Here is a 24,328-nt window from a genome sequence, read left to right as displayed (position 1 = left end):
GGTCAGCCGATCAGCTCGGCGACGGTGTAGCCGAAGAGGGCGCCGTCGGCGTCCTCCGCCTCGACGCCCGCGTAGACGAAGCCGAACGGGTTGTCGCCGCCGACGATCGCGTTGTAGACGCCGCGGACCTCGAAGCGGCCGGTCGCCGGGTCGACCGCGACGTAGCGGCCGGCGTCGCGGCGCAGGTCGACGCGTCCCTCGCTCACCTCGGAGAAGTTGAGGAAGACCTTGGCCGGCAGCGGGCCGCGGGAGATGGTGACGACACCGGTCAGCACCGGGAACTCGACCCGGTCGCCGGCGCGGGTGCCGCGGTACTGGACCGGCGTGAAGGCGATGGTGCCGGTGATCGGGCCCTTGTCGGCCTCGGGGGCGGTCGAGGCGGCGGCGGCCGGCGTGGCGATCGCGACGGCGATCACCGGGACCGACCAGGCGGCGCCGGAGAGGACGCTGCGGCGGGGCAGGGCGGGCGAGGTGGGCAGAGTTGGCAGGGTGGAGCGCAGGCGGGTGTCGTTCATCAGGGTGTCCTTGGGGGTGAGGTGCGCCGGCCAGGGCGCTCCGGAAGGAGGCGGGCCGGCGGCGGGCGTGAGAGCGGCGGGGCAGCGCCGCACGCGAGGTGCGCCGCTCGGGATGCCCGTGCCACTCAGGTCTTCGTCACGACGGCAGTTTCGGGTTGCCTGTCGCGACAACCGACTGTCTCACACCCTGCATGCGTATGCATAGACCTTCTCCGGCAACTGTCGGGTTTCGACGTGCCGACGGCTCGGGCCGTCTGCATGCCGATCGAGCAGCCCGCGGAGCGAGCCTCCCGGCTGATGGGTAGCCCGCGCAGCGGGCCTCCACGCCTTGCCCGCGGGGACGGGCCCATGCCGATCGAGTAGCCCGCGCAGCGGGCGTATCGAGATCCACCACCGCCCGAAGGCGAGTCCGCAGTCCCGCCCTGCCGGCGACGTCGGGTCTCGATACGCCCCTGCGGGGCTACTCGACCAGCATGTACGCCCCTGCGGGGGCTACTCGACCAGCATGTACGGCGAGTGGACCCGGAACGGGGTCCTGCTGGAGCGCAGGGCCCAGTAGGCGTCCACTCGCGTAGGTCGGCGCTCGTGAGTGGACGCGGGCGGGGGCCTGCTCGCGGCGCGAGCCCCATCGCGGGTCCGCTGGCGAAAGCATGCCGATCGAGGTGCCCGCGCAGCGGGCCCCCATGCTGATCGAGCAGCCCGCGGAGTGGGCGTCTCGAGATCCATCGCCGTCAGAACGCGAGTCTGCAGACCCGCCCTGCTGGCGATGTTCGGTCTCGATCCGCCCCTTCGGGGCTACTCGACCAGCATGTTCGGGCGGGCGCAGGTCTCGATCCGGGGGTCAGCGCCTCGCCGGTGCTTCCCTCCGCCTGCACGCGCCTGCTACGGTGCCTGAACCGGTTAAGTAAACCGGTTCAGACGCGGACTCGACGACGAGCAGGAGGCACGGCCATGGCGGCACGACCGACGATCCTCGACGTCGCCCGCGCGGCCGGCGTCAGCAAGGCGCTCGTCTCCTTCGCGCTGAACGACCGGCCGGGCGTCTCGCCGGAGTCGCGCGAGCGGATCCTCCGCGTCGCCGCCGACCTCGGCTACCGGCCCAGCCTCACCGCCCGCTCGCTGTCGACCAGCGTCTCCTTCGCCGTCGGGCTCGTGGTCGCCCGCGACCCCGAGGTCATCGCCGCCGACCCGTTCTTCCCGGCCTTCATCTCGGGGGTCGAGCGGGTGCTCGCCGAGCACGGCCGGGTGCTGGTGCTCAGCGTCGTCGACCCGGGCGCCTCGGAGGAGGCGGTCTACCGCACCCTCGCGGCCGACCGCCGCGTGGACGGCGTCTTCCTCAGCGACCTGCGCGAGGCCGACGCCCGCCCGGCGCTGCTGGCCGAGCTCGGCCTGCCCGCGGTCACGCTCGGCCGCCTCGACGGCTCGAGCTCGCCCGCGGTGGTGATGGACGACACCGCCGGCATCACCGGCGCCGTGCAGCACCTCGCCGAGCTCGGCCACCGCCGCATCGCGCACGTCGCCGGCTCCGGTCACCTGCTGCACTCCCTCCGCCGCCGCGAGGCGTTCGAGCGCGCCTGCGCCGACGCCGGCCTCGAGCCGGGCCCCGTCGTCGTCACCGACTTCAGCGCCGGCCAGGGCGCGAGCGCCACCGAGACCCTGCTCGACTCCGCCGTGCCGCCCACTGCGATCGTCTTCGCCAACGACCCGATGGCCATCGCCGGCCTCGGCGTCGCGCACACCCGCGGGCTGCGCCTGCCGGACGACCTCTCGATCACCGGCTTCGACGACTCCGAGATCGCCGCGCACGTCTACCCCTCGCTGACCTCGGCCCGCACGCGGCCCGCGCGCTGGGGCGAGGCGGCCGCGCGGACCCTCCTCGACCTGATCGAGAACGGCACCGCCCCCGACGTCGACCTCGAGCCCGCAGGACTCGTGGTCCGCCACTCGACCGCGCCACCGCGGTCCCGACCCACCGGCACCCCGACCCCCTGAACCCGATCCACTGACGCGCGTGCGCACCGCCGCGCACGCGCAGAACAAGGAGAACACCATGGCCTCGATGAAGAGACGCTGGCTGACCGGAGTGGGCATCGCCTCGCTCGCGACCCTCGGACTGACCGCCTGCAGCGGCGGGGGAGGGGGCGCCTCCACCGACCTGACCGCGACCGGCCCGATCACCATCTGGTACTCGAACAACGAGCAGGAGGTGCAGTGGGGCACGTCCATGGTCGACGCCTGGAACGCCGACCACCCCGACGAGCAGATCACCGGCCAGGAGATCCCGGCCGGCAAGAGCAGCGAGGAGGTCATCGGCGCCGCGATCACCGCCGGCAACGCGCCCTGCCTCGTCTTCAACACGGCGCCCAGCGCGGTCGGCCAGTTCGAGCGCCAGGGCGGACTCGTGAACCTGTCCGAGTTCGAGGACGGCGTCGACTACATCGAGACCCGCAGCGGCGACCTCGCCGAGCAGTACCAGAACGCCGACGGCGAGTACTTCCAGATGCCGTGGAAGAGCAACCCGGTCGTCATCTTCTACAACAAGGACATCTTCACCGCGGCCGGTCTCGATCCGGAGAACCCGTCGCTCGCCACCTACGACGAGTTCACCGCCACCGCGAAGACCCTCGTCGAGTCCGGAGCCGCGCCCGCCGCGATCCAGCCCGCGCCGACCAGCGAGTTCTTCCAGACCCAGTTCGACTTCATGCCGCTCTACGCCGCGGCGACCGGAGGGACGGGGCTGGTCGAGGACGGGAAGGCCACCTTCGCCGACGACGCCGGCTACCAGGTCGCCGACTTCTGGAAGAGCCTCTACGACCAGGGCCTCGCCGGCCGCGAGCAGTACCAGGGCGACGCGTTCGCCGACGGCCAGGCCGCGATGTCGATCGTCGGCCCGTGGGCGGTCTCGGTCTACGACGACCTGAACTGGGGCTCCGTCTCCGTGCCCACCCCCGACGGCACGCCCGCCGAGGACACCTGGACCTTCAGCGACGCGAAGAACGTCGGCCTCTACTCCGCCTGCGAGAACAAGGGCACCGCCTGGGACGTCCTGAAGTTCGCCACCAGCGAGGAGCAGGATCGCTCGCTGCTGGAGACCACCGGCCAGATGCCGCTGCGCACCGACCTGCAGACCACCTACGCCGACTACTTCGAGGCCAACCCCGCCTACCAGCGCTTCGGCGACCAGGCGAGCCGCACCATCGAGGTGCCCTCCGGCCCGAACACCGTGCAGATGCTGCAGGCGATCCGCGACGCCTGGGGCAAGACCGTGATCTTCGGCGACGGCGACGTGCAGTCGGCGCTCGACGGGGCGGCGGAGACCGTCACCGGGCTCGCCGGCCAGCAGTGAGACGCCGGACGGCAGTGAGATGACGACTCTCGCCCCGAAGGCTCCGGCGTCGCAGGGCGCCGGAGCCCCGCGGCCGCAGGACAAGCGGAGCCTGCTCCGCCGCGTCCTCGGTCCGCAGCCGTTCGGGCTGCTGCTCGGCAGCCCCTACCTGCTGTTCGTGCTCGCGGTCTTCGCGTTCCCGGTCGGCTACTCCGTCTACATCGCCTTCCACGACTTCTTCTTCGCGGCCCCCGGCGTGCAGGTCGAGCGCCCGTTCGTCGGCTTCGACAACTTCGTCACCGCGTTCTCGAGCCCGCAGGTCATCCGCTCCTTCGGCAACATCGGGATCTTCCTGGTGATCAACGTGCCGCTGACGGTGGTGCTCTCGCTGCTGCTCGCCTCGGCGCTGGACAAGGTCGTGCACCTGCGCACGTTCCTCCGGGTCAGCTTCTACGTGCCCTACGTCACCGCGAGTGTCGCGGTCGTCGGCGTCTGGCTGTTCCTCTTCAACGGGAACGGACTCGTGAACAGCCTGCTCGGGCCGCTCGCGCCGGACCCGTCCTGGCTGATCAACGACAAGCTGGCGATGCCGATCATCGCGCTCTACGTCACCTGGAAGCAGCTCGGCTTCTACATCCTGCTGTACCTGGCGGCGCTGCAGAACGTGCCGAAGGAGCTCTACGAGTCGGCGTCGACCGACGGCGCGGGCCGCATCCGGCAGTTCTGGTCGGTGACCGTGCCGAGCGTGCGGCCGGCGACCCTGCTGGTGCTGCTCGTCTCCACCGTGACCGGCGCGAACCTCTTCACCGAGCCCTACCTGCTCACCGGTGGCGGCGGGCCCAACGGCGCCTCCGCCTCACCCGTGCTGCTGATGTACCAGCTGGGCATCCAGCAGGGGCAGCCCGACGTGGCCTCGGCCATCGGCGTCGTGCTGGTGCTGCTCGTGCTCGTCATCGCCTACCTGCAGAACCGCTTCGCCGGGGAGAGGAACTCATGAGCACGCTCGCCAGTGCCGGAGGCGCGACCTCCGCGGTCCCCGCCGCCGCCGCCCCGCCGACCCGGCGGAAGCGCCCGGCCTCGAGCCGATCGGCCGTGATCCTGCGCGGCGTGGTGCTCGCGCTCGGCGCGATCGTCTTCCTGTTCCCCTTCTACTACATGGTGATCGGCTCGCTGCAGACCGACCCCGACCCCACCCTGGCCGGGGCGATCCCCGAGGCGGGCAACCTCACCCTCGACAACTACGTGAACGTCAATGAGCGGATCAACCTGCTCACCGGGTTGATCAACTCGGGGATCTTCACCGGCGGCGTGCTGCTCTGCACGATCGTCTTCGGGGTGCTGGCGGGCTACGCACTCGCGATGCTCGAGTGGCGCGGCCGGAACGCCGTGTTCGCACTCGCGCTGCTGGTGCAGGTCATCCCGTTCCAGCTGCTGCAGATCCCGCTCTACGTGCTGATCGCCCGCGACTACGGACTCGCGGACAGCCACCTGGGCATGATCCTGCCGTTCGCGATCAACTCGACGGCGGTGATCATCTTCCGGCAGTACTTCCTGCAGCTGCCCAAGGAGCTGTTCGAGGCCGCGCGGATCGACGGGGCCGGCGAGATCAAGCTGCTGTGGAACATCGCGCTGCCGCTGGTGCGCCCCGCGCTCGTCACGGCCGTGCTGCTCACCTTCATCGGCCCCTGGAACGAGTTCCTCTGGCCGTTCCTGATCACGAAGGACGCGTCGCTGCAGCCGCTCGCCGTGTCCCTCGCCAACTACATCTCCAACGTCGCGTCGTCGACCGACAACCCGTTCGGCGCGATCCTCGCGGGCGCCGTCGTGCTGGCCGCCCCCGTCGTCGTGCTCTTCATCGTGTTCCAGCGCTACTTCGTCTCGACGGATCTCGGATCCGGAGTGAAAGGATGACCATGACTCCCACCCCCGGCACCACCACCGCCACCACCCGCACCGCCGTCCCGTACCGCCTCGAGCGCGTCGGCGTCGTGATGGAGCCGCTCCCCGGCGAGCCGCTCGAGGCCGAGGGGGTGCTCAACCCCGGCAGCGGACACGGACCCGACGGCGAGCTGTACCTCCTGCCCCGGATGGTCGCCGCCGGCAATGTCTCGCGGATCGGCCTGGCCCGCGTGCTCGTCGAGGACGGCGTGCCCGTCGGCGTCGAGCGCCAGGGCGTCGTACTGGCGCCCGACCGCGCCTTCGAGCGCGGGGCGACGCACTCCGGCGTCGAGGATCCGCGGGTCACCTTCATCGAGGCGCTGGGCCTGCACGTGATGACCTACGTCGCGTACGGGCCGCTCGGGCCGCGGACGGCGCTCGCCGTCTCGGAGGACCTGCGCGAGTGGCGGCGCCTCGGCCCGGTGACCTTCGCCTACGACGACGACCTCGACATCGACCTCGGGCTCTTCCACAACAAGGACACGGTGTTCTTCCCCGAGATCGTCGCGGCGCCGGACGGCACGCGCTCGTTCGCGGTGCTGCACCGGCCGATGTGGGACCTCGGCGAGACCCGGCCGGGGGAGGGCGTGCGGCTGCCCGCGGGCGTCGACGACCCGCGGCAGAGCATCTGGATCAGCTACGTGCCGGTCGACGAGGTGGACCGCGACCTGGCGAACCTGACGCGCTGGACCCGGCACCGCTTCGTCGCGGGCCCCGAGTTCGCCTACGAGGAGCTGAAGATCGGCGGCGGCCCCGTGCCGCTGCGGGTGCCCGAGGGCTGGCTCCTGCTGCACCACGGCGTCACCGGCACCATCGACAGCGCCTTCTCGCAGCAGCAGCACGTCAACTACGCGGCCGGCGCCATCCTCCTCGACGCCGACGACCCCTCGAAGGTGATCGCCCGCACCTCCGAGCCGCTGCTCGAGGCCGAGACCGAGGAGGAGCGCAGCGGCATCGTCCCCAACGTCGTCTTCCCCACCGCCATCGAGGAGATCGACGGCCGCCACTACGTCTTCTACGGCATGGCCGACTCCAAGATCGGCGCGGCCCGCCTGCTCCGCACGGACGAGTAGGCGCGGAGGAGCCCGCGTGGCGGGCGCCGTTTCATGCTGATCGAGTAGCCCGCTCCGCGGGCGTATCGAGATTCACCGTCCTGCAGGCGCCGGGTCTCGATACGCCCCTCCGGGGCTACTCGACCAGCATGCAGTCGCCCCTCCGAGCCCCGCGGGCGATGCCCCTCCGGGCCCGCGCCGCGGGCGCCTTTTCATGCTGATCGAGTAGCCCGCGCAGCGGGCGTATCGAGATCCCCCACCCCCAGCCACCACCCCCCTTCAAGGAGAGAGTTCAATGACGAACTTCAGACCCCGCGCCGCCGCCGTCCTGGCCGCGACCGCCCTCGTCGCCGGAGGCCTCGCCGTCGGCGCGGCCCCCGCCCAGGCCGCCGAGCCGCTGACCAACACCGCGCACCTCGACTTCCTGCTCGACACCGCCACGCCGGAGCCCCAGCCCGGCCACAGCACCTACCGCCTCGCCGAGGAGCCGGATCTCGTACTCCCGTGGACCTACGCCGACGCCCGCGACGGCGGCACCTTCGAGCGCGTCGGCGGCGGCCCACTCGACCCGGCGACCGGCGACTGGGCGCAGGGCGCCTACAACACCGACGACGTCTCCCGCGCCGCCGTCGTCTACCTCCGGCACTGGCAGCAGACCGGCTCGACGGCGAGCCGCGACAAGGCCTACGAGACCCTCCGCTCGCTCGCCTACTTCCAGACCACTGACGGCGACGACGCCGGCAACGTCGTCCTCTGGATGCAGCCCGACGGCGAGCTGAACCCCAGCGCCGAGCCCGTCGAGCTGCCCGACCCGAGCGACTCCGAGGACAGCTACTGGCTCGCCCGCACCCTCTGGGCGCTCGGCGAGGGCTACGCCGCGTTCCAGGACGAGGACCCCGACTTCGCCGCCTTCCTGCAGGAGCGCCTGCGCCTCGGCGTCTCCGCCGTCGACCGCGAGGTGCTCACCCGCTACGGCGAGTACGCGGTCGCCGACGGCGTCGACGTGCCCGCCTGGCTGATCGTCGACGGCGCCGACGCCACCGCGGAGGCCCTGCTCGGCCTCTCCGCCTACGTCGCGGCCGCACCCGACGACGCCGCTGTGCGCGCCAGCACCGCGAAGCTCGCCGAGGGCGTCGCCGCCTACGCCCGCACCACGACTCAAGGCGACACCACCTCCTGGCCGTACGGCGCGATCCTGCCCTGGACGAAGTCGCGCTCGCTCTGGCACTCCTGGTCCTCGCAGATGGCGGGCGGCCTGGCCGCCTCGTCCGTCGCGCTCGGCGACGCGTCGCTCCTCGAGCCGGCCGTCGTCGACGCCGCGCGCTTCGCCCCCGAGCTGCTGACCGCCGGCGGCCCGGACAACGGCTGGAACCCGACGCCGACCGACCGCGTGCAGATCGCCTACGGCGCGGACTCCCGGCTGCAGAACTCGCTCGCCCTCGCCGACGCGACCGGCTCGAGCGCCTACCTCGACCTCGCGGGCGTGCAGGGCGCCTGGTTCTTCGGGCTCAATCTCAGCGGCGCCCCCGTCTACGACCCGGCGACCGGAGTCACCTACGACGGCGTCCAGGCCGACGGCAGCGTCAACCGCAACAGCGGCGCCGAGAGCACCATCCACGGGCTGCTCTCGATGCTCGCGCTCGACGCCCACCCGTCCGTCGCCGCCCGCGCGACCGCGGTCACGACCCAGGCGAGCCGCGACGGCCTCCGCCTCGTCGAGGCCGAGTCGGCCCGCGGCGGCACGGTCGTCACCCCGGAGTCGGCCTGGACCGGCGAGTCCGGCTGGAGCGGCTCCTACCTGTCGCTCTCGAACTGGCGCCGGTCCGCGACGATCCCCGTCGGCTCCGCGACCCAGGACCGCCTGGTCGAGGCCGTGATCTTCGCCGCCGAGCGCGGCACCGAGAAGACCCCGATCAGCCTCTGGAACTCGGGCCGCCGCCCGCTCGACGTGCTCACCAGCACCGTCGGCGCGCAGGGCGTCACCGAGGCGTCCGGCATCCTGCTGCCGCAGAAGCTCCGCCGCACCCTCCCCGCGAGCGCGACCACCGTCGAGGTCCGCGCCCTCTCCGGCGAGACGAAGCTCGACGCCCTGCTGGTCCGCCCCGTCGTCTCGCGCCTCGTCCTCGTCGGCGACACCGGCCGCACCGAGCTGGTCCGCAACTCGACCGCGTCGCCCCAGCCGACCACGGTCGACGGCACCGGCACCCTCCGCGTCTACGCGCAGGACGGCACCCTCGTGAGCGAATCGCCCGCCACGGGTGCGACCCCGGTCACCCTCCCCGCCCAGGGCTTCGCGATGCTCGTCGGCTGACGCGCCCGCCGCAGCATGCTGATCGAGCAGCCCGCGCAGCGGGCGTATCGAGATCCCCCGTCCTGAGCGCGTGTGGTCTCGATACGCCCCTCCGGGGCTACTCGACCAGCAAAGGTGTCGCGACCGCTCCCACTGCATGCTGATCGAGCAGCCCGCTTGCGGGCGCATCGAGATCCCGCGCGATCGGTGCGACACGACATCAGCCGAGACGCGCACTCATCGCCCATCGCGGTCGAGCGGCCCCCTCAGCTGATGTTCTGCACGGCCGGAGCGCTGCACAGCCCGGGGCCCGCCTCCGTCCTGCTGCTCGCCCCGCCCACCGGGCGGCCCCCATTCCTCAGAAGTTGCGGTAGTCGCGCTCGGCTACCGCAACTTCTGCGTCGTCGACGCGGCGACCGGCCGGACCCCGCGCGTCAGCGGGTGCGGTGCAACGTCTTCGAGGCGAGGCCGGCGATCGCCGCACCGAGCAGCGGCGCCAGCAGGAACACCCAGACCTGGCCGAGGGCGTCGGGGCCGGCGAAGACGGCGGCCGCGATCGAGCGGGCCGGGTTCACCGAGGTGTTGCTGATCGGGATGCTGATCAGGTGCACGAGGGTCAGGGTGAGGCCGATCGCGATCGGGGCGACGGACTTGTACTCGCGCTTCGCGGTGACGGAGAGGATCACGCCGACGAAGACCGCCGTCAGCACGACCTCGGCCAGGATCACCGCGCCGAGCCCGAAGCCGCCGGGGGAGGCGGCGCCGTAGCCGTTCGAGGCGAAGCCGGAGTCGCGGGCGGCGTCGAAGTAGCCGGCCGGCCCGTCGGCCGCGATCAGCGCGACGACTCCGGCGCCCGCGATTCCGCCGACGATCTGGGCGACGATGTAGCCGGGGATGTGCCGCCACAACGTCCGCCCCGCGAGGGCGAAGCCGATCGAGACGGCCGGGTTGAAGTGGCCGCCCGAGATGTGGCCGACGGCGTAGATCCCGGCGACCAGCGTGAGCCCGAAGGCGAGCGCGACGCCGAGGAAGCCGACGCCGAGTGCGTTGCCGCTGTCCGGGAAGGCGGAGGCGAAGATCGCCGTGCCCACGCCGCCCGCGACGAGCAGGAACGTGCCGAACGCCTCGGACGCGTAGCGCGCCGCGGCGGAGTACTGCTCGGCGTGCTCCTTCCGCTGCTCACTCGTGGTGCGGCTGGCGGGCTTCGATGACGGCATGGGGGTTCCTCCGCGGGTCGTGGGACGGCCCCGCGGCGCGCGAGGGCAACCGCCACTCCAGCACCCGCCGGCGCCGAGGGAGCCGCGCGCCCAGTCGGCTCCCGGCCGCGCGGCCCCGGAGGCGCCCTGCGCGGCCACCCGCCCCTCGCTCAGCGGCCAGCCCTTCCGCCCGCATGCCGGTCGAGCAGCCCCCATGCTGGTCGAGCAGCCCCGGACGCGCCGCCGCACGCTGGTCGAGCAGCCCCGGAGGGGCGTACCGAGACCCACCCTCCGAGCGGCGGTGGATCTCGATACGTCCGCTGCGCGGACTACTCGATCAGCATGCACGGGGCCCGCTCCGCGGGTGCGCGACCGCAGTGCCGCGCGTCACGCCGCGAGGTGGAACGTGCTCGCGAAGCGCCCGAGCAGCGCGTCCCGCCCGCGGAGCACCGTGACCGCGCCGGTCGCGATCGCCCGCTCCGGCGCGAGCTCGCCCGAGAGCAGCAGTCGGATGTCCGCGCCAGTAGAGAACGCGAGATCCACCGGAGCCTCGCCGCCCGGCACCTCGCCGCGCGAGACGTCCAGCGCCGCGCCGTCGACCCGGATCAGCAGCCCGGCCGGCCCGACCTGCGCCGCGTACACCGTCGCCGGCAGCTCGGCCGCGACCTGCGGCCGGAACGCAGTGCGCAGGTCGACCGTCATCGAGTCCGGGGTGATCACCTGCTCCTCGCGCGGATCGCCCAGCGCTTTGAACCCCCAGGCGCCGAGCGCGAGCACGATCGGCTCGAGCTCGCGGCCGTAGGGCGTCAGCTCGTAGACGATGATGCGCGAGCGCGGCGCCCGCCGGATGATCCCGGCCGCCTGCAGCTCCTTCAGCCGGCCGGCCAGCACGTTGCTCGGGATGCGCGCGAGCCCCTGCGCGAGCTCGCTGTAGCGGCGCGGCCCGACCAGCAGGTCCCGGACGATCAGCAGCGCCCAGCGCTCGCCGACCAGCTCGACCGCGCGGGTGAGCGCCGAGTACTGCCCGTAGTCGCGTGCGGCCATCGCCCTCAGGCCTGCTCGCCGGTGAACGCCTCCGGGCCCTGCGCCGCGGCGACCGGGTCCATCCAGCCGAACTCGAGCAGGTTGCCGTCGGGGTCGGCGACCTGGCGCTGGTACATGAAGCCGTAGTCGGAGGCGGGCCGCGACTCGGAGCCGCCCGCGGCGAGCCCGGCGGTGACGGTGGCGTCGACGGCCTCGCGGGTGTCGAGGAAGATCGCGGTCGAGACGGAGGGGTTCACGGCCGGGTCGCCGATCGGCAGGTCGCTGAAGGTCTGGAAGTACTCGCGCACCAGGATCATGAAGTAGTTGTGGTCCTCCTCCACCACGACGCAGGCCGCGTTGTGGTCGGAGAACGCCGGATTGATCGAGAAGCCGAGTGCGACGTAGAACGCCTTCGCGCGCTCGAGGTCGGTGACGGGCAGGTTGACGAACATCGAGGGCATGGCAGTCTCTCCTTCTCGGCGGAGCCGCGGACTGCGGCGTCTGCGCTCATGCTTGTGAAAAACAAGTTCCACGTCAAGAGGCGGACCCGAGACGCCGCGATCGACGCGGGAGCCGCCCCCGGCTCGTGAGCCGACCTCCGGCTCGCTGTTCCACCCGGTTTCCGCGTGCCGGAGGTGATTCCACGAGCCGGAGTCGCTCCGGAGTCACCTGCGGCTCGCCAGGTCGGCTCCGGCTCGTCGTTTCCGCGGGTTTCTCCGTGCCGAGGGTGGTTCCGCGTGCCGAAGGCGCCTTGGGCCGACTCCGGCTCGTCGGATCACCTCCGGCTCGCAGTTCTGCCGGGTTTCCGCGTGCCGAGGGCCGTTCCGCGTGTCGGAACCGTGCCGGGCGTGTGCCGGAACCGTCCGGAACCGTTCAGGGCCGCCCGGGGTCCCGGCGGATCTCGGGCTCGCACATCTCCGGCTCGCGGACTCCGCTCCGGCCCGTTGTTTCGTCCGGTTTCCACGAGCCCAGGGCTGTTCCGCGTGCCGGAGATCGCCCGGCGTCACCTCCGGCTCGCGGAACCGCCTCCGGCTCGCGGTTCCCGCTGCATTCCGCGTGCCGAGGCCGATTCCGCGAGCCGAACCTCCTCCAGGACCCGCCACGACCGCAAAAGAGAGCGCTCTCACAAAAGTCTTGACCTCCCCGCGACCCGCTCCGTATGCTCGCCTCACACCTCGTGAGAGCGCTCTCACACACGGCAGCACAGCACCGTGGGAGCGCCCCCAGGGGTGCCCTGACACCCATCACGAAGGAGTGACCGTGCTCGAATCACGACGCGCCAGGATCGCCACGGCGATCGCCGGCGCCGCCACCCTGGCCCTGCTCGTCTCCGGCTGCTCGTCCGGATCCGGAGCGGCCGAGGACGGCGACATCGAACTGACCGTGACCACGTTCGGCGCCATGGGGTTCGACGACCTCTACGCCGAGTACGAGGCCGCCCACCCGGGCGTCACGATCGTCCCGAACAACATCGACACCGGCGGCAACGCCCGGACCGACGCGTTCACCAAGCTCGCCGCGGGCTCCGGCCTCGCCGACGTCGTCGCCATCGAGGAGGGCTGGCTCGGCTCGATCATGGAGGTCTCCGACCAGTTCGTCGACCTCCGCGACCACGGCATCGAGGACCGCAAGGCCGACTGGGTCGACTGGAAGTACGAGCAGGCGGTCGACCCCGACGGCCGCGTCATCGGCTACGGCACCGACATCGGCCCCGAGGGCCTCTGCTACAGCACCGCCGCCTTCGAGGCCGCGGGCCTGCCCACCGATCGCGCCGCCGTCGCGGAGCTGCTCGGCGGCGCGGACGCGACCTGGGAGGACTACTTCGCGGCCGGGAAGCAGTACCACGACGCGACCGGCAAGGCCTGGTACGACCAGTCCGGCTTCGTCTGGAACGCCATGGTCAACCAGCTCCCCGAGGGCTACTACACCGCCGACGGCGAGCTGAACATCGACGGCAACGCCGAGCTGCAGGAGCGCTGGGGCTGGATCACCGACGGCGCCGCCTCCGGACTCTCGGCCGCGCAGAAGGCCTGGGACTGGAACAAGGGCAAGTCGTTCAACGACGGCACCTTCGCGACCTTCGTCTGCCCGGGCTGGATGCTCGGCCAGGTGAAGGCGCAGGTCGAGGCCGGCGGCGGCGACCCCGAGGCCACCGGCTGGGACTTCGCCGACGTCTTTCCCGGCGGCGCGGCCAACTGGGGCGGCTCGTTCCTCTCCGTCCCGACGCAGTCGAAGCACCCCGCCGAGGCCGCCGAGCTCGCCTCGTGGCTGAGTGAGCCGGAGCAGCAGATCGCCGCGTTCGACGCGACCGGTCCGTTCCCGAGCACCGTCTCCGCCCAGGAGCAGCTCGCCTCCGCCGCCGCGCCCGACCCGGCGCTGAACGGCTCGCCGACCGGCGCGATCCTCGCCGAGCGCGCTCAGGGCGTCGTCGCCCAGTACAAGGGTCCGGACGACTCGCTGATCCAGGAGAACGTCTTCGGTCCGGTCCTGCAGAAGGTCGACCGCGGCGAGCTCGACGGCGACAAGGGCTGGGACGAGGCGCTCTCGCTCCTCGACGAGCTGGTCGACTGACCCGCCCCCCAGACAGGGCCCCCGTCCGGTAGCAGGCCGGGCGGGGGCCCTCCCTCCCCTTCCCATGACGCGTCCGACGACGCGTCCCACGAACGAGTCCCCCACGAGAGCGACCGACGAGAGCGACCCATGACGAGCACCCTGACCCCGCCGACCGCGTCGGCCGCGCCGCCTCCCGGCCGCCGCCCCGCGCCCCGCCTGCCGCTGACGGCCAAGCAGCGGATGAGCCGCTTCGACGTCAAGGCGTCGCCCTACCTCTACATCTCGCCGTTCTTCCTGCTGTTCGCGATCACGGGAGCCTTCCCCCTCGTCTACACGCTGGTGGTCTCGCTCTACGACTGGCAGCTGCTGCAGGGCCAGGGCGACTTCGTCGGCCTCGGCAACTTCGCCGCGGTGCTCGGCGACCGCTTCTTCTGGAACTCGATCGGCAACACGCTGAGCATCTTCCTGCTCTCCACGATCCCGCAGCTCGCCGTGGCCCTGGTGCTCGCGGCGGTGCTCGACCAGTCGCTGCGCGCCCGCACCTTCTGGCGGATGAGCGTGCTGCTGCCCTACGTCGTCTCGCCGGTCGCCGTGGCGCTGATCTTCTCGAGCATCTTCGGCGACCAGGAGGGCCTGGCGAACAATCTGCTCGGCCTGGTCGGCATCGCCCCGATCGACTGGACCAACGACCGCCTCGCCAGCCACATCGCGATCGCGTCGATGGTCAACTGGCGCTGGACCGGCTACAACGCGCTCATCCTGCTCGCCGCGATGCAGGCCGTGCCGCGCGACCTGCACGAGTCGGCCGCGCTCGACGGAGCGGGCTCGTTCCGCCGCTTCACCTCGATCACCATCCCGAGCATCCGGCCGACCCTGATCTTCGTGATCATCACGGCCACCATCGGCGGACTGCAGATCTTCGCCGAGCCGCGCCTGTTCGACGTCTCGAACGCCGGCGGCATCGGCGGCTCGGACCGCCAGTTCCAGACGACCGTCCTCTACCTCTGGGAGATGGCGTTCTTCCGGCAGAACTTCGGCGAGGCGGCGGCGGTCGCCTGGCTGCTGTTCCTGCTGATCGTGCTGATCGGACTGGTGAACTTCGCGATCTCGCGGCGGATCGCGTCCGTCGAGAACCGCGTGAGAACGCGCCCGCGCCGACCGGCGCAGAAGGCGAGCGACCGATGACCGCGACGATTCCCACCGCTCCCGCCGCTGCGCCAGTCGCGGCCGAGCCCGAGCGTCGCGCCCGGCGCCCGCGCTCCTCCGGGGCCGGCCGCGTCGACCGACCGGGGTTCCTCACCTACGGCCTGCTCAGCGCCTTCATCCTCGGCTCGACCTACCCGCTCTGGTGGTCGTTCGTGGTGGCCAGCGGGAGCAACGCGACCCGCGGCGAGACGCTGCCGCTGATCCCGGGCGGCAACTTCCTCGCCAATGCGGCGCAGGTGTTCACGGCGATCCCGTTCTGGACGGCGCTGCTGAACAGCGTGGTCGTCTCGGGGATCATCACGCTGTCGGTCGTCTCGTTCTCGACCCTGGCGGGCTACGCCTTCGCGAAGCTGCGCTTCCGCGGGCGGGACGGGCTGATGATCACCGTGATCGCGACCATGGCGATCCCGACCCAGCTGGGCATCATCCCGCTGTTCATCCTGATGCGGCAGCTCGGCTGGACCGGCACCCTCGGCGCCGTGATCGTGCCGACGCTGGTCACCGCGTTCGGCGTGTTCTTCATGCGGCAGTACCTGGTGGACGTGATCCCGGACGAGCTGATCGAGGCGGCGCGGGTGGACGGAGCGAACCAGTTCCGGACCTTCCTGACCGTCGCGGTGCCGGCCGCGCGCCCCGCGATGGCGATCCTCGCGCTGTTCACCTTCATGATGGCGTGGACCGACTTCCTCTGGCCGCTGATCGTGCTGAGCCCGACCAACCCGACGCTGCAGACCGCCCTGTCGCAGCTGCAGTCGGGCTACTACGTCGACTACTCGATCGTGCTGGCCGGCGCGGTGCTGTCGATCATCCCGCTGCTCGTGCTGTTCGTGCTGGCGGGCAAGCAGCTGATCGCCGGCATCATGGGCGGCGCAGTCAAGGGCTGACCCCGGGAGCTCCTCCCGCAGCGGATCTCCTCGGAGGAGTCGCCCGCCAGCATGCTGGTCGAGTAGCCCCGAAGGGGCGTATCGAGACCCGCCGTCCTCAGCAGGGCGGGTCTGCAGACTCGACTTCCGGCGATGGTGGATCTCGATACGCCCGCTGCGCGGGCTACTCGATCAGCATGGGAAGCCCGCTGCGCGGCCTGCTCGATCGCAAGGAAGCCCGCTGCGCGGCCTGCTCGATCGCAAGGAAGCCCGCTGCGCGGCCTACTCGATCAGCATGGGAAGCCCGCTATGGCCGTAGTGCGAGCGGACCCCCGGAGGTGTCTCGAAGGGCACGCGCCCGCTCGGCTACTCTCGGGCCCGGGGGTCCACCGCTCGAGAGGCACGCATGAGTCACGACACCGCACCGGCCGCACCCACGCTCGAGGCCGTCGCCGCGCTCGCCGGAGTGTCCCGGGCGACGGTCAGCCGGGTCGTCAACGACTCGCCGAAGGTGAAGGCCGAGGCGCAGGCCGCCGTCCGCCTCGCGATCGAGCAGCTCGGCTACGTGCCCAACCGCGCGGCGCGCTCGCTCGCCAGCCGGCGGACCCAGGTCCTCGCCCTGCTGGTGCCCGAGTCGATCGGCAAGGTCTTCGGCGACCCGTTCCTCGCCGCCGTCGTGCAAGGTGCGGCGACCCGCCTCGCCGCGACCGACTACATGCTCAACATCGTGATCGCCTCCGAGGCGACGCCCGACAAGACCCGCCGCTACCTCCTCGGCGGCAACGTCGACGGCGCCCTCGTGGTGTCGCACCACAGCGGCGACCACTCCTACGCCCGGATCGGCGCGAGCGTCCCCCTCGTCTTCGGCGGCCGCCCGCTCAGCCTCGACGACCACGACAGCCACTTCGTCGACGTCGACAACGTCGGAGCGGCGCGCCAGGTCACCGAGCACCTGCTGGGCCTCGGCAGGCGCGCCCCGGCGATGATCGCGAGCCGCCAGGACATGCCCGGCGCGATCGACCGCCTCGCGGGCTGGCGCGCGACCGTCGAGGCGGCGGGCCTGGACGCCTCGCTCGTCGAGATCGGCGACTACTCGCCGCGGGACGGCGCCGAGGCGATGCGGCGCCTGCTCGACTCCGGCCGCCCGATCGACGCGGTCTTCGCCTCCAACGACCAGATGGCCTCCGGCGCCCTGGCGGTGCTGCGCGAGCGCGGCCTGAGCGTGCCGGGCGACGTGGCGCTCGCCGGCTTCGACGGCGACTACTCCTCGGAGGCGGCCGAGCCGCCGATCACGACCGTCCGCCAGCCGGCCGCCGGCCTCGGCGACGCGATGGCCGAGGTCCTGGTGCGGCTGCTGGCCGGCGACGACGTTCCGCGGGCGACGCTGCTGCCGACGGAGCTGCTGATCCGCGGGTCGACGGTGCCGCGGAGCTGACTCCGCCACACGACATCAGCTGAGAGCACCCGGCCTCCTCTGTGGGAGGAGGCCCACCCTTCTCAGCTGATGTTGTGCGGCCGACTCCGCCCCTCAGCCCGTGAACACCGTCGAGGAGCGGCGCTCGTACCAGTGCGCGAGGTGCTCGCCCGCGCGGAGGACGTGCTCGCGCATGATCGCGGCGGCGCGCTCGCGGTCGCCGGCGACGAAGGCCTCGACGATCTGCTCGTGCTCGCGGAAGTTCTCCTCGCGGTGGCGCGAGTTCTCGCGGAGGACCAGGCCCGAGACGTTGCGCGGGAAGGCGTCGTTGATCTCGATCAGCATCCGGCTGAGGCGGGTGTTGCCCGAGGCCTGGTAGATCAGCCCGTGGAACTGGTCGTTGGCGCTGCCGTCGCGCTCGGCGGCGGTGCCGGCGGCGACGGCGAGCGAGCGCTCGTACATGGCGGTGTTGACGGAGCGGAGCTCGGCGATCGTCGCATCGTCCAGGCGGTCGACCGCGCGGCGGGCGGCCAGCGACTCCAGCTCGGCGCGCACCTCGTAGGCCTCGCGCACCTCCCACGGCACCGGCACGCGGACGACGGCGCCGCGGTTGGGGACGACCTCGATCAGCCCGCCGGTCTGCAGCTGGCGCAGCGCCTCGCGGACCGGGGTGCGGCTGATGCCGAACTGCGTCGCGAGCTCGGCCTGGCGCAGCGGGGCGCCGATCGGGATCTCGCCGGACATGATCTTCGCCCGGATCCGGGCGGCCAGATCGTCCACGAGTGCGTTGTCGCCCTGGGTCGTCACGCGATGATCCCCTCCTATCAGCGGCCAGGTCGGCCGGGATCCAATCATTGCAGGTATTGGATCCCACGCGAGGGTCGGTGTCGCCGAACGGCGAGCCCACTCCTGCGTCCGGCTTGACCCATGGATCCGCACAGCCCTAGATTGGATCCAATGTTGTCCGCCGTGGCGACCGATCGAGGTCTGGAGGCCGGCGTGGACGTGCTGCTGGTCGTGATGCTCGCGGGCGCCGCCAGCTCCCTCGCGCTCGGTCTCGCCGGCTGGCGGGGAGTGGGCCGCGGCTGGCTCGTCGCCGAAGCGGCCATGCTCGCCGCGATGCTCGACGTGCACCTGCCCGCCCTGCACCTCCTGCCCGCGCCGCTCTGGTCCGCGCTGCTCGCGGGCTGCGCGCTCGTCGCCGCCCTCGTCGACCGGGTGCGCCGAGGCCGGGGAGTGCGGCGGCACGGTGCCGACGCGCTGCACGCGGTCGGGATGCTGCTCGCCGCCGTCCTCGTGCTCCTCGCCGATGCCGCGCCCACCGCGGGTGCCGGTCCGCTCGCGGGCGCCGGGCACGCGCACGGCGGCGGACTCGCCCTGCCGCTCGGCGCCGCCGTCGCCGTCTACGCGGCGTGCACGCTCCGCGTCGCCCTCGCCGGACGCCCCGGCCGCCTCGACACCGCCCGGAGGCTCGCCTCCCTCGCCGCGCTCGTCGCCATGGGCGCGATGGCCGCGGTCGGCTGAGCAGCCCGCCCCGCCCCCGAACAACACGCCGCCCGCCGCACAACACCCCGCACGACACCCCCGCACCACACCGGAAGAAGGAGACGCCGCATGATCATCGACGCGTACAACACCACTCAGGACCGCCGAGGCCGCAGCGACTACCTCAGCGGGGTCCGCCCCGGCGAGCAGCCCCCGGCCTACACCCCGTTCGACCCGAAGCGCATCCTCGACCGGATGGACGCCGCCGGCGTCGACCGCGCGATGGTCTGCTCCCTCGCGCAGGGCATCGAGAACGACTTCCTGATCGACCTCGTGAAGGCGCACCCCGACCGGCTGTTCGGCTTCGGCCAGGTCATGCCGCAGTGGGAGAACGCGACCGACGAGATCCGCCGCTTCGCCGACGCCGGCCTGGTCGGGCTCAAGCTGCACCCCAGCCTGCACGGCTACCACGTCGCCGATCACGGGCTGCTCGACCCGCTGTTCGCGGTCTGCGACGAGCTCGGCCTGCCCGTGCTGATCAACGCGCTCGACGACGCGTTCTGCGCGCCGTTCGCCATCGAGGAGATCGCGAAGGGCTTCCCCGGAGTGCCGACGATCATCGCCCACATGGGCGCGGTCTGGAACGTGCCCGAGGCGATCATCGTCGCCGAGCGCAACCCGCACGTCTACCTCGAGACCTCGGCGACGCTGATGTCCGACGTCAAGCGCGCCTACGCCCGGCTCGGCGCTGAGAAGATCCTGCTCGGCTCCGAGTGGCCGGGCAGCGACTTCGACCTCGAGCGGATGAAGATCGCCAAGGCGATCCCGGACGAGGCCGACCGCGCGCTGGTCGAGGGCGGCAACATGGCGCGGATCCTGGGCTGGTCGTGACCGAGGGGGCGGAGTCGGGGCCTTCCGCGCCGGAGAGCCCGGTGCTCGATCGGCCGGTGCTCGACGGGCCTCCCGCGGGGATGTCCGCGCCGGACCGCGAGCTGCTCGAGGCGGCCTCGGCGATCCTCGACGCGCGCTACCGGACCGGCGTCCACGAGGTCGCGGCCGCCCTCCGCCTCGCGGACGGGCGGATCGTGACCGGCCTGCACGTCGAGGCGAGCGCCGGCCGGGCCTCCGTCTGCGCCGAGTCGGCCGCCCTCAGCGCCGCCGTCGTCGCCGGCTCCCCGGTCGTCTCGATCGTCGGAGTGCTGCAGCGCCCGGCCGGCTCCCGCCACCTCATCGAGCCCTGCGGCGTCTGCGCCGAGCTCCTCGGCGACCACGCCCCCGACGCGACCGTCTGGGTCGCCGTCGCCGACGCCTTCGCTCCGGTCCCCGTCGCCACCCTGCTCCCGCACCGCCGCCGCCGCGCCGCCCGCCCGGTCTAGCCCCCCGGCCCGCGCCCGACCCACTCTCCAAAAGTTGCGGTAGTCGAGCGCGACTACCGCAACTTCTGAGGAATGACGGCCGGCCGCCTCCGCCGCTCGCCGACTCTTCAAGAGTTGCGGTCGTGGCGCGCGACTACCGCAACTTTTGAGGAATCAGGGGGCGCGGATGGAGCGGCCGCGCCCGACTCTCCTCCACAAGCCGAGCAGCCCGAGGTTTTACCCCGGGGAAACACGGCCGACCCCCGCCCGAACGATCGCCTGGTCAGACTTGCCGGGCGGACGACGGGCCCCGGCCCTCGCGCCGCCGGGGTCATGGGGGCACCTCACCCGACCCGCGCACCACCCGGAAGGATCCACCCGCATGCTCGCCGTCTCCGGCACTCCCGTCCTCCTCGTCGTCGACATCCAGGGCGGGGCCGCCTCGGGCCTGCCGACCCTCGGCATCCCCGTGATGAGCGGCCGGGCGGAGCGCACACCCCGGGTGCGCGACCTGATCGCGCACTGCCGCAGTGCCGGCGTGCCGGTCGTCTTCGTGCAGGAGGTGCACAAGCGCGACCTGATCGACATCGGCCGCGAGCTGGACGGCGCCGAGGGTCCGCACTGCCTCGAGGGCGACCCGGGCACCGAGCTGGCGTCCTGGCTCGAGCCGCGGCCCGAGGAGTTCGTGATCCGCAAGCGCCGCTACTCCGCCTTCTTCGGCACCGAGCTCGAGATCGTCCTGAAGGCCTCCCGCGCCGGCACGCTGCTGCTGGTCGGCGGCCTCACCGACGTCTGCATCCACTACACGGCGGCGGACGCGCACCAGCACGACTACGCCGTCCGGGTGCTCACCGACTGCGTCGCCGGCTCGAGCGAGCGCGCGCACGCCGCCACCCTCGAGGCGATCGAGTACCTCCAGCGCGACGCGCTCGTCACCGCCGCCGACGTGCACGACTGGCTCGACCGCCGGGAGACGATCGATGCCTGAGTCCCAGAACGGCACCGCCCCCCGCCTCCTCGTCGCCCGCGTCCGCACCATGGACCCCGAGAACCCGCTCGCCGAGGCGCTCCTGATCGACGGCGACCGGATCACCGCCGTCGGCACCCTGCGGGAGGTCCGCGCCGCAGCCCCCGCCGGCACCCCCGAGGAGCACCTCGACGGCACCCTCCTCCCCGGCTTCATCGACGCGCACTCGCACGCCCAGCGCGCGGGCCTGAAGGCCCTGCAGCTGCTCGACGCGGGCGCCGGCGCCGACGCGTTCTCGGCCGCGATGCTCGCCGACGCGGACGCCGATCCGGACGCCCCGGACTGGCTCGGCGACACCCCGCCCACTCCCGAGGACCGCCGCGCGGCCCTCCTCCGCATCCAGCCGCTGCTGCACGAGCTGGGCTTCACCGGTGTCATCGACCCCGCCGTCACGCTCGACGAGCTCGCCGCCTACCGCGCGGCGCACGAGCGCGGCGAGCTGTCGCTGCGCGTCGTCGCGATGCCCTACCCCGAGCTCGGTATGGAAGCGGTCCCGGGCGTCGACGAGGCGCTCGCCCTGCTCGACACCGTCGGCGGCAGCACCGGCGACGGCGACGAGCTGCTCCGCCTCGGCCCGATCAAGGTCTACTACGACGGCGAGGGGATGAAGGGCCAGGCCCTCCTCGAGCAGCCCTGGCCCGGCGGAAGCCACGGCGTGCAGCGGATCGCGACCGCCGAGTTCGCGCGGCTCGCCGCAGAGTGCGTCCAGCGCGGCTGGGGCCTGGGCGTGCACGCGGTCGGCAGCCGCGCGGTCGCCGAGGTGCTCGACGCCCTCGAGGCGGCGGGCCCGCCCGAGCGGATCGCCGCCCTGCGCTGCCAGCTGATCCACGCCTACCTCGAGCCCTCCGCCGAGAGCCGCGAGCGCGCGGCCCGGCTCGGCGTCGTCGCCTCGCTGCAGCCGTCGATCGCCTGGAGCAACGCGGCTGGACTGACCGCCCGGCTCGGCGCGCGGGCCGACCCGGCGAACCCGATGCGCGACTGGCGCGACTCCGGCGCTGTGATCGCGCTCGGCTCCGACGCCCCCTACTTCCCGTTCGACCCGCGCCGGGTGGTCGCGACCGCGGTGAGCCGTCGGATGCGCCGACTGCCCGACCCGCTCGGTCCGGAGCAGGCGCTCACGGTGCTCGAGGCCGTCGAGGGCTACACGCGGTGCGCGGCGCACGCGGCCTTCGCGGAGGACCGCCGCGGGATGCTCCGCCCCGGCTTCCTCGCCGACCTGGTGCTGCTCTCGGTCGACCCGGGGGAGTGCTCGGCGGAGGAGTTCGCCGGGGCGCGCGTGCTGCGCACGGTGGTCGGCGGGCGGACGGTGCACGGGGGGGCCGCGGGGATCGCCCGGCAGATGTAATCCCGACGAAACACAATGGGATCCGCATTGCCTTAGATTGGATCCAAGTTGAGCGGCCCCCCGAGCAACTCCGCCCCGCCCCCGATGCACCACCCGTACCCCTTGGAGGACAGCACCATGGTCAGGAAGAGCTTGCTCGCCGGCGTCGCACTGGCGGCCGTCGCGAGCCTCGCGCTCACCGCCTGCGGGACCACCAGCGCCCCGCAGAGCGCCACCGGCACCGCCGGCACCACCGACACCATCAACGCGGAGCTCTGGTACGCGCCGTCCACCTTCGACCCCGCGAAGGCCTCCGCCGACGCCGACGTGACCGTCGCGCGCCTCGGCTTCGACACCCTGCTCCGCCAGGGCGAGACCGAGGGCTACATCGGCGGCCTCGCCACCGAGTGGAACGCCGTCTCGGCCTCCGAGTACACGTTCACCCTCCGCGACGACGCCACCTGCGCCGACGGCACGGCGATCACGCCGACCGTCGTCGCCGACTCCTTCACGTACCTCACCGGCCTCGACGACTCGGGCGCGCTGACCTGGAAGAACCAGGCCTTCGGCTCCGGCGACGCGACCTTCACCCCCGACGACGCGGCCGGCACGCTGACGATCTCGCTCAGCCAGCCCTACTCGCAGCTGCTCGGCGGCGTCACCCGCCCCGGCACCGGCATCATCTGCCCCGCCGGCCTCGCCGACACCGAGGGCCTCGCCGCGGGCACTGTCGACGGCGCCTGGTCCGGCCCGTACATGCTCTCGAACCTCTCGGCCGGCGTCAGCGCCGCCTACACGCTGCGCGACGACTACGACGCCTGGCCCGACTGGCAGGACGTCGAGGGCGAGCCCGCGAAGACGATCAACCTCACCGTGCAGTCCGACTCCAACACGAGCGCCAACCTGCTCGAGTCCGGCGGAGTCGACCTGGCCCGCTTCTACGACTCGAACGCGCTGCGCTTCGAGGACGACCCCGCCTACACGACCGTCACCTTCGCCAGCTCGGCCTACAACCTCGTCTTCAACGAGGCCCCCGGCTCCGGCTCGATCTTCGAGGGCAAGGAGGACCTCCGCGCCGCGGTCGCCCAGGCGATCGACACCCAGGGCTTCAACTCGGCCGGCCTCGACGGCCTCGGCGTGCCGCAGTACACCGTCAACGCGGCGAGCTACCGCTGCGCGCTGGACGACGAGTCGCTGGTGCAGAAGTACGACCCCGCCGCCGCGACGCCCGAGCTCACCGGTCAGTCGATCCGCCTGCTGATGATGTCGAACTGGGACCCGGCCGCCGACTACCTGGCCGAGTCGCTCCGCGCCGCGGGCGCCACCGTCACCGTCTCGGCGCTCGACCCGGCCGACTGGTCGAAGGCCATGCGCACCGAGCCCGCCACCTGGGACGTCGCGATCGCGGCGGAGAACGCCGGCCCCGGCCTCATCCACACCACGATCGCCCGCTACCTCGGCCCGACCTACGCGGACGGCGGCACGAACGTCTCCTCCAGCGACAACCCCGAGGGCGTCGCCTACTACGAGGCCGCGATGGCCGCCTCGGACACCGAGACGCAGTGCGAGAACCTGCTCGCCGCCCAGAAGACGATCCTCGAGCGCGTCGACATGACGCCGCTGATCACCGACACGCACCGCTACGTGGCCCGCTCCGGCTTCGCCACCTCGGTGTTCTCGGGCTACTGGGACATCTCGGCCATGCGGATCCTGTCCTGATCCGCTGACGCCCTGATCCACTGAGCAGCCCACCCGAGCCGGA

Annotated in this window: 21 protein-coding genes; 16 read left to right on the top strand and 5 right to left on the bottom strand. The window is 72.4% G+C overall.

The window, feature by feature from the left end:
• Positions 1-2: 2 nt before the first annotated feature.
• Positions 3-515: a hypothetical protein gene (locus tag MT350_RS08495; protein ID WP_243599572.1), complete on the bottom strand. Its 513-nt coding sequence runs from the start codon at positions 513-515 to the stop codon at positions 3-5.
• A 951-nt stretch (positions 516-1,466) separates the two neighbouring features.
• Here MT350_RS08495 and MT350_RS08490 point away from each other — a divergent pair.
• The 6 genes from MT350_RS08490 to MT350_RS08465 all read left to right on the top strand — a co-directional run bounded on the left by MT350_RS08490 (position 1,467) and on the right by MT350_RS08465 (position 9,141).
• Positions 1,467-2,507, top strand: a complete 1,041-nt coding sequence (locus MT350_RS08490; RefSeq protein WP_243599573.1) for a LacI family DNA-binding transcriptional regulator — start codon at positions 1,467-1,469, stop codon at positions 2,505-2,507.
• Between the two features lie 58 nt (positions 2,508-2,565).
• Positions 2,566-3,861 carry an extracellular solute-binding protein gene (locus MT350_RS08485; RefSeq protein WP_279396360.1) on the top strand — a complete coding sequence of 432 codons (1,296 nt, stop codon included), beginning with the start codon at positions 2,566-2,568 and terminating at the stop codon, positions 3,859-3,861.
• A gap of 19 nt (positions 3,862-3,880) precedes the next feature.
• The gene (locus tag MT350_RS08480; protein WP_123447429.1) at positions 3,881-4,837 is read left to right on the top strand and encodes a carbohydrate ABC transporter permease; all 957 of its coding nucleotides are present in this window, start codon (positions 3,881-3,883) and stop codon (positions 4,835-4,837) included.
• Complete coding sequence (locus tag MT350_RS08475) at positions 4,834-5,751, top strand: carbohydrate ABC transporter permease (protein WP_123447430.1); 918 nt, start codon at positions 4,834-4,836, stop codon at positions 5,749-5,751. Before MT350_RS08480 ends, MT350_RS08475 begins: the two co-directional genes overlap by 4 nt.
• 2 nt (positions 5,752-5,753) lie before the next feature.
• A complete protein-coding gene (locus MT350_RS08470; protein WP_243599575.1) occupies positions 5,754-6,851 on the top strand; it encodes a glycosidase in 1,098 nt (365 codons plus the stop codon).
• Positions 6,852-7,125: 274 nt separating this feature from the next.
• On the top strand, positions 7,126-9,141 hold the full coding sequence (locus tag MT350_RS08465; protein WP_243599576.1) for a hypothetical protein: 2,016 nt from the start codon (positions 7,126-7,128) through the stop codon (positions 9,139-9,141).
• Positions 9,142-9,554: 413 nt separating this feature from the next.
• On the opposite strand, the gene aqpZ is transcribed toward MT350_RS08465, so the two are convergent.
• From aqpZ to MT350_RS08450, 3 genes are all read right to left on the bottom strand, one after another.
• Positions 9,555-10,337, bottom strand: coding sequence for an aquaporin Z (gene aqpZ, locus MT350_RS08460; protein ID WP_243599577.1), 783 nt, complete (start codon positions 10,335-10,337; stop codon positions 9,555-9,557).
• A 366-nt stretch (positions 10,338-10,703) separates the two neighbouring features.
• Positions 10,704-11,360: a helix-turn-helix domain-containing protein gene (locus MT350_RS08455; protein ID WP_132435434.1), complete on the bottom strand. Its 657-nt coding sequence runs from the start codon at positions 11,358-11,360 to the stop codon at positions 10,704-10,706.
• Positions 11,361-11,365: 5 nt separating this feature from the next.
• Positions 11,366-11,800, bottom strand: coding sequence for a VOC family protein (locus MT350_RS08450; protein WP_123705888.1), 435 nt, complete (start codon positions 11,798-11,800; stop codon positions 11,366-11,368).
• A gap of 799 nt (positions 11,801-12,599) precedes the next feature.
• Between MT350_RS08450 and MT350_RS08445 the strand changes: the two genes are divergently transcribed.
• From MT350_RS08445 to MT350_RS08430, 4 genes are all read left to right on the top strand, one after another.
• Positions 12,600-13,910: an ABC transporter substrate-binding protein gene (locus MT350_RS08445; protein WP_243581560.1), complete on the top strand. Its 1,311-nt coding sequence runs from the start codon at positions 12,600-12,602 to the stop codon at positions 13,908-13,910.
• A gap of 129 nt (positions 13,911-14,039) precedes the next feature.
• On the top strand, positions 14,040-15,077 hold the full coding sequence (locus MT350_RS08440; protein ID WP_243615728.1) for a carbohydrate ABC transporter permease: 1,038 nt from the start codon (positions 14,040-14,042) through the stop codon (positions 15,075-15,077).
• On the top strand, positions 15,074-15,982 hold the full coding sequence (locus MT350_RS08435; protein WP_123734512.1) for a carbohydrate ABC transporter permease: 909 nt from the start codon (positions 15,074-15,076) through the stop codon (positions 15,980-15,982). Before MT350_RS08440 ends, MT350_RS08435 begins: the two co-directional genes overlap by 4 nt.
• 385 nt (positions 15,983-16,367) lie before the next feature.
• Positions 16,368-17,396 (top strand): LacI family DNA-binding transcriptional regulator, encoded by a 1,029-nt coding sequence (locus tag MT350_RS08430; RefSeq protein ID WP_243599579.1) that lies wholly within the window; start codon positions 16,368-16,370, stop codon positions 17,394-17,396.
• Between the two features lie 93 nt (positions 17,397-17,489).
• Here the strand turns inward: MT350_RS08430 and MT350_RS08425 are convergent, their stop codons facing one another.
• A complete protein-coding gene (locus tag MT350_RS08425) occupies positions 17,490-18,182 on the bottom strand; it encodes a GntR family transcriptional regulator (RefSeq protein WP_207901612.1) in 693 nt (230 codons plus the stop codon).
• Between the two features lie 162 nt (positions 18,183-18,344).
• Here MT350_RS08425 and MT350_RS08420 point away from each other — a divergent pair, with 162 nt between their 5' ends.
• From MT350_RS08420 to MT350_RS08395, 6 genes are all read left to right on the top strand, one after another.
• Positions 18,345-18,899, top strand: coding sequence for a hypothetical protein (locus tag MT350_RS08420; RefSeq protein ID WP_243599580.1), 555 nt, complete (start codon positions 18,345-18,347; stop codon positions 18,897-18,899).
• Between the two features lie 90 nt (positions 18,900-18,989).
• Positions 18,990-19,751 (top strand): amidohydrolase family protein, encoded by a 762-nt coding sequence (locus MT350_RS08415; protein ID WP_123447441.1) that lies wholly within the window; start codon positions 18,990-18,992, stop codon positions 19,749-19,751.
• A gap of 41 nt (positions 19,752-19,792) precedes the next feature.
• Positions 19,793-20,236 carry a hypothetical protein gene (locus tag MT350_RS08410; protein WP_243599581.1) on the top strand — a complete coding sequence of 148 codons (444 nt, stop codon included), beginning with the start codon at positions 19,793-19,795 and terminating at the stop codon, positions 20,234-20,236.
• A 361-nt stretch (positions 20,237-20,597) separates the two neighbouring features.
• Positions 20,598-21,203 carry a cysteine hydrolase family protein gene (locus tag MT350_RS08405; protein ID WP_243615727.1) on the top strand — a complete coding sequence of 202 codons (606 nt, stop codon included), beginning with the start codon at positions 20,598-20,600 and terminating at the stop codon, positions 21,201-21,203.
• The gene (locus MT350_RS08400) at positions 21,196-22,587 is read left to right on the top strand and encodes an amidohydrolase (protein WP_243615726.1); all 1,392 of its coding nucleotides are present in this window, start codon (positions 21,196-21,198) and stop codon (positions 22,585-22,587) included. The genes MT350_RS08405 and MT350_RS08400 overlap by 8 nt, the downstream gene beginning before the upstream one ends.
• 117 nt (positions 22,588-22,704) lie before the next feature.
• The gene (locus tag MT350_RS08395; protein ID WP_243581556.1) at positions 22,705-24,285 is read left to right on the top strand and encodes an ABC transporter substrate-binding protein; all 1,581 of its coding nucleotides are present in this window, start codon (positions 22,705-22,707) and stop codon (positions 24,283-24,285) included.
• Positions 24,286-24,328 lie beyond the last annotated feature (43 nt).

Source organism: Rathayibacter sp. VKM Ac-2928, from assembly GCF_022815545.1.
In the GTDB taxonomy this organism is placed as follows: Bacteria; Actinomycetota; Actinomycetes; order Actinomycetales; family Microbacteriaceae; genus Rathayibacter; species Rathayibacter festucae.
The sequence above is the reverse complement of the archived record's forward strand: the minus strand, read 5'-3'. Positions and strand labels throughout refer to the sequence as shown.